This window comes from Streptomyces sp. NPDC059788 (genome assembly GCF_042732265.1).
Lineage (GTDB): Bacteria > Actinomycetota > Actinomycetes > Streptomycetales > Streptomycetaceae > Streptomyces.
In genome coordinates this window covers 1-4324 of the sequence record NZ_JBHWHY010000111.1, presented here as the reverse complement: position 1 = coordinate 4324, position 4324 = coordinate 1, and the positions used below count along the sequence as shown (strand labels likewise).

The window sequence follows — 4324 nt, the reverse complement described above, 5'->3', positions numbered from 1 at the left end:
CCCGGTTCGGGGAGGCGGCCCGCACGCCGTTGTGCCGTGGGCTGCGGTGCCCGGCGGGAGCAAGGGCGGACCCGGTGCCCCGAGTCCGCCCTTTCCGCGTCGCCGGTGTGTGGCCCGCGACCGGATGTGCCGCCCGCCGTCCCCGCCCCCTGAGTGACGTCCCCCGTTGTGGTCCGCCCGCCGCTCGGGGGAAAGACGGCGGGCGGACAACCGGCCGATGGGCGCCCGTCCACCGGCAGCGGCCCCCGTTGCAGAACAGCGTCTGTCTTCGCGTCCATGGTCGGGACCGTGTGAACGGGGCCGGTTGTGGTGCGCGCTTCACACCCCGTGTGAAGTCCGCGCTCCCTCGGGGGCCGTCACGGCGTGTCACTTCACACGGGGTGTGCGCGGCAGACCCGCATATTCGTTCCGCACACGCTCCCCCCGTACGTGCCGAGGCAGTTGACTGGGGCGCGTATGGACAACGAAGTCCCGCCCGAGAGAGGAAAGAGGAGCGGACCGTGACCGCCCACCCCGAACCCGACCTGGTCGCCACCGACATGGCGGAGTTGAGACGCTGCCTGGATGTGCGCACCGCCCGTGTCGACGGGCAACTGGCGCTGCTGGCGCAGCGCTCCGAACAGAACGAGCGTGACGCGGGCGACTTGCAGGCCCGCGTCACGCGGTTGGAGCACAGCCGCTGGCCGCTGCCGTCCGTCGCCGCACTCACGGGGCTCGCGGCGCTGGCGATCGCCGTATGGCAGGCGACGGGACGCTGAGGCCGGCGGGCCCGCGGCGCGCCGCACGCGCCGCGGCCCGGGTCACCCCAGCCGGATGTGGTGCAGCAGCAACAGTGCGGCCGCCATGTTGGCGGCCGGCACCTCCCCTCTGGCGATCATGTCAGGCACCAGTTTCAGGGGGACCCACTCCCGTTTGTCGGACTCGAAGTCGTCCTCGGGATGGCCCACGAAAGCGCCCCGGTCGGACCAGAAGATGTGGTGCCGGGCGTCGGTGAGGCCGTTGGACGGCTCCACGGAGAGGAGGTGTTCGAGGGGGCCGGGGCGCCACCCGGTCTCCTCCTCCATCTCCCGGGCGGCCGCGGCGGCGATGTCCTCGCCGTCCTCGACCACGCCCGCGGCCAGCTCCCATCCCCAGGTGTCGGTGATGAAGCGGTGCCGCCACAGCAGCAGCACCTCGTTGGCCTCGTTGACCACTGTGGCCACGGCGACGGGCCGCAACCGGATCAGGAAGTGATCCAGGTGGCGGCCGTCGGGGAGTTCGACATCGGCGAGGTTGACCCGGAACCAGCGGTTCTCGTACACGGTCTGCTCACTGAGATTCTTCCATCGCACGTATGTGCCACCTTCCGCCGTTGGGCTGGCAAGGTGACACGGGCCGGCTTCACAGTGGAACGCGCAGCGCCTCGTCGATCAGATCGGCAGCTTCGTCGGTGGCGGAACCTCCGGTCTCGGCCAAGTGCTCGCGCACCGCCCGCAGCCGGTCCCGTAACCGCTGCGACTCCATTCCCCGCGCCTGTTCGGTCATCTGCGCGGCGTTGGCCACAGCCTGGTCCGCGTCCCCTTGGCGCAGCTCGATATGGGTGAGCATGGCCAGCCGGTGGACCCGGCCCCGGTCGTGCGCGGGGGTGTCGACGGCGGCGTCCGCGTGGGTCCGGGCAGCACGCAGGTCCCCCAGGCTCAGCAGCGCCTCCGCCACTTGTACGTTCACCAGGCCCGGCTGGACGTAATCCGTTTCGTCGGGTTCCTGACCAGGGCGTATACGCTCGGCCGCCGCCTCCGCACGCCGGATGCAGGAGAGCGCGCTCGCGCCGTCCCCCAGGCGCGCGTACGCCTTGGCCTGCATCGCGTAGAGATCCGCCGCGAGCGCCGGGGTGATCTGCGGCCCCGCCGTGCGCAGGGCGGCCTCCGCGAAGGCGACCGCCTGACGGTACTCCCGTACGAACAGGGACTGGTTGACCAGCAGCGCGATGATGTACGCGCCGAGCCCCCGGTCCCCGCTTGCCTTGGCCAGCCGCAGCGCCTGATGGAAGTAGCGCTGGGCGAGCCCGAGGGCGTCCGAGTCGTACGCACAGATTCCCGCGACGGCGACCAGTCCGCCGGTGGCCCGGTGGAGCTGTCGTCCCGTCGCATCGGTGTAGCTGCCCCGCAGCAGCGGCGCCGCCTCGGTGTTGAGGAATCCGACGACCCGCGTTCTCGTCGCGATACCACCCGCCTTCCGGTACATCTGCTCGTAGTGCGTACGCGCCGCGCGGAGCATTTCGATGTCCGCCATGGACACCCTGGTCAGGCCGTCCCGGGACACGTCGGAGTCCTCGGGCGGGTTCTCCCACTCCCATACGGGGATGACCGCCGAGGTGCCGGTGAGGGCGGGGGCGGACAGCACGTGCGGCCGCTGCTGTTCGTCGGACCGCCACAGCGCGGTGGCCCGCTCCACGAATCCGGAGAGCGGGGTGTCCGGGACGCGGCGCACTCCCGGCCGGCTCAGTCCGATGTCGTCGAGCCCCACGGCGCGGTGCAGCCGTTCGCTGAGGACCTCGCAGATCAGGTCGGGTACCTGGCCCCGCGGCCGCTGCCCCTTCAGCCACCGGGCGACGGCCGTGTGTTCGTAGCGCAGCGCCAGTCCGCGCTGCCGGCCGAGCTGGTTGACGTGCAGCGCCAGCCCGGCGTGCGATATGCCTGCCTCGTCGAGAATCGCGTCGAGCAGGCTGTTGGGCTCCATGGTGCCCTCCTGACGGGCCGCCCCGCCGCCGGACGCGGGCGACCGCTCGTAGACTTGTCGACTCGACAACCCCTTGAGATCAGCGTAATGAAGCGGCCTTCACACGGGGTGTGAACCGGCCGCGCCGTCCTTCACTCCGCCTGCCCGGCCCGGACACGCCCGCGCGTCCGGGCCGCCGCGGCGTCCGCCTGGGCGGGCACCCGCAGCCGGTCGTTGCACAGCACCAGCAGCGCCACGTCGTCGGACAGCCGCCCGTCGACATGCCGCAGCAGCGCGGCCCGTACGCCCTCGACGACCCCGGCGGGGCGGCAGTCCCTGACCGACCGGACGCTGTCGTCCAGGGCGCGCGGCAGCGGGAAGAACGTCCCGGCCGCGTCGCGCGCGTCCGTCGCCCCGTCCGTGTGCAGGAAGATCGCCTGGCCGGGCGGCAGCGGCGGGCAGTCCACCGCGGGCAGTTCGGCGGGCAGCGGGAAGAGGCCGAGCGGCGGCATCGGCTCGTCGGGCGCGTCCGGCAGCGCGCCGCGGCGGCTGAGCCGGTACGGCCAGGGATGGCCGCAGTTGAGGGTCCGTACGCAACCGTCGCGGGCGATCTCCACCAGCAGCACGGTCACGAACTCCTCGCACACCGGGTTCTCCGGCTCCCCGCCGCCCGCCGACGGGTGTTCGGCGCGCGCCCGCTCCCTCAGATGCCGCTGCAACGCGCGCTCCAGGCGCCGGAGCACGCCGCCCAGCTCGGCCTCGTCGTGGGCCGCCTCGCGGAAGCTGCCGAGCACCGCGGCTACCGTGCCCAGGGCGCCGATGCCGTGGCCGCGCACGTCACCGATGACGGCCCGCACGCCGTGGCACGTCGCCACGACGTCGTACAGATCGCCGCCGACCGTCGCGGCCTCGTCGGCCGTGAGGTGGTCGGCGGCGACGACGATGCCGTCCACGCGCGAGGGCAGCGGACGCAGCAGCACCCGCTGCGCCGCCGTGGCGACTTCCTTCGTACGCTCCAGCTCCCGCAGCAGGCGCAGGCGCCGGCCGGCGGTCAGATAGCTGGCGGCGACGACGACCAGCACGGCGCAGCACGTGCCGATACGGGCGAGAGTGTGGGCGCCGTGGTCCGCCGCCCCCACGGGCAGCAGCGCGAGCAGGGCACACAGGCCGCCGAGCACGACGCACTGACGCCGGCCCGTGCCGGCGCAGGCTATGGCGGGGGCGGCGGCGAGGAGCTGGAGGAACTGGCCTTCGGCGGGGGCGCACAGCTCCCAGACCAGCACGCCGAGCACCCACAGTCCGGGCAGCACGAGTACGAAGGCCCGCCGGGCCCGCGCGGCACGCGGCCGCGCGACAGCCCGCCGCGCCCAGGTTCGGATCATGCCGATGCTCCCCCCAGCAACCATCGAGGCGGTCGGCCCGGCCCTTTCCCCGCGGCATGGCCTCTGTCTGAGCGAGCCGCATCGTTCCGGGCACGATTCTTGCGACCGCGTGTGGTCAGGCGGACACTTTGTGCTCTGTTCTCACTCAAACGGGTGAAGGCCGGGAAAACGCGCCGGGGCCCGGCGTAGAACCGAAATTAGTCGGCGGGGCCCGGTGGGGGTGTGCGTGGTGCCAGGCGGGGGTC

4 protein-coding genes are annotated in these 4324 nt (G+C 72.8%); 1 reads left to right on the top strand and 3 read right to left on the bottom strand.

Translation table 11 applies throughout. The features are described from left to right. Positions 1 to 500: 500 nt before the first annotated feature. Positions 501 to 758 carry a hypothetical protein gene (locus ACFV57_RS42545; protein ID WP_385244639.1) on the top strand — a complete coding sequence of 86 codons (258 nt, stop codon included), beginning with the start codon at positions 501 to 503 and terminating at the stop codon, positions 756 to 758. 42 nt (positions 759 to 800) lie between these two features. On the opposite strand, the gene ACFV57_RS42540 is transcribed toward ACFV57_RS42545, so the two are convergent. From ACFV57_RS42540 to ACFV57_RS42530, 3 genes are all read right to left on the bottom strand, one after another. Further along, positions 801 to 1331: an NUDIX domain-containing protein gene (locus tag ACFV57_RS42540; RefSeq protein WP_385244637.1), complete on the bottom strand. Its 531-nt coding sequence runs from the start codon at positions 1329 to 1331 to the stop codon at positions 801 to 803. 49 nt (positions 1332 to 1380) lie between these two features. Beyond that, entirely contained in the window at positions 1381 to 2718 is a 1338-nt protein-coding gene (locus ACFV57_RS42535) for a tetratricopeptide repeat protein (protein WP_385244634.1), read from the bottom strand. A gap of 131 nt (positions 2719 to 2849) precedes the next feature. Next, positions 2850 to 4079, bottom strand: a complete 1230-nt coding sequence (locus tag ACFV57_RS42530; RefSeq protein ID WP_385244631.1) for a PP2C family protein-serine/threonine phosphatase — start codon at positions 4077 to 4079, stop codon at positions 2850 to 2852. Between the last annotated feature and the right edge of the window lie 245 nt (positions 4080 to 4324).

Coding starts and splice junctions, on each gene's coding strand:
- ACFV57_RS42530 (WP_385244631.1), bottom strand. CDS start 4,079: ATGATCCGAACCTGGGCGCGGCGGGCTGTCGCGCGGCCGCGTGCCGCG.
- ACFV57_RS42535 (WP_385244634.1), bottom strand. CDS start 2,718: ATGGAGCCCAACAGCCTGCTCGACGCGATTCTCGACGAGGCAGGCATA.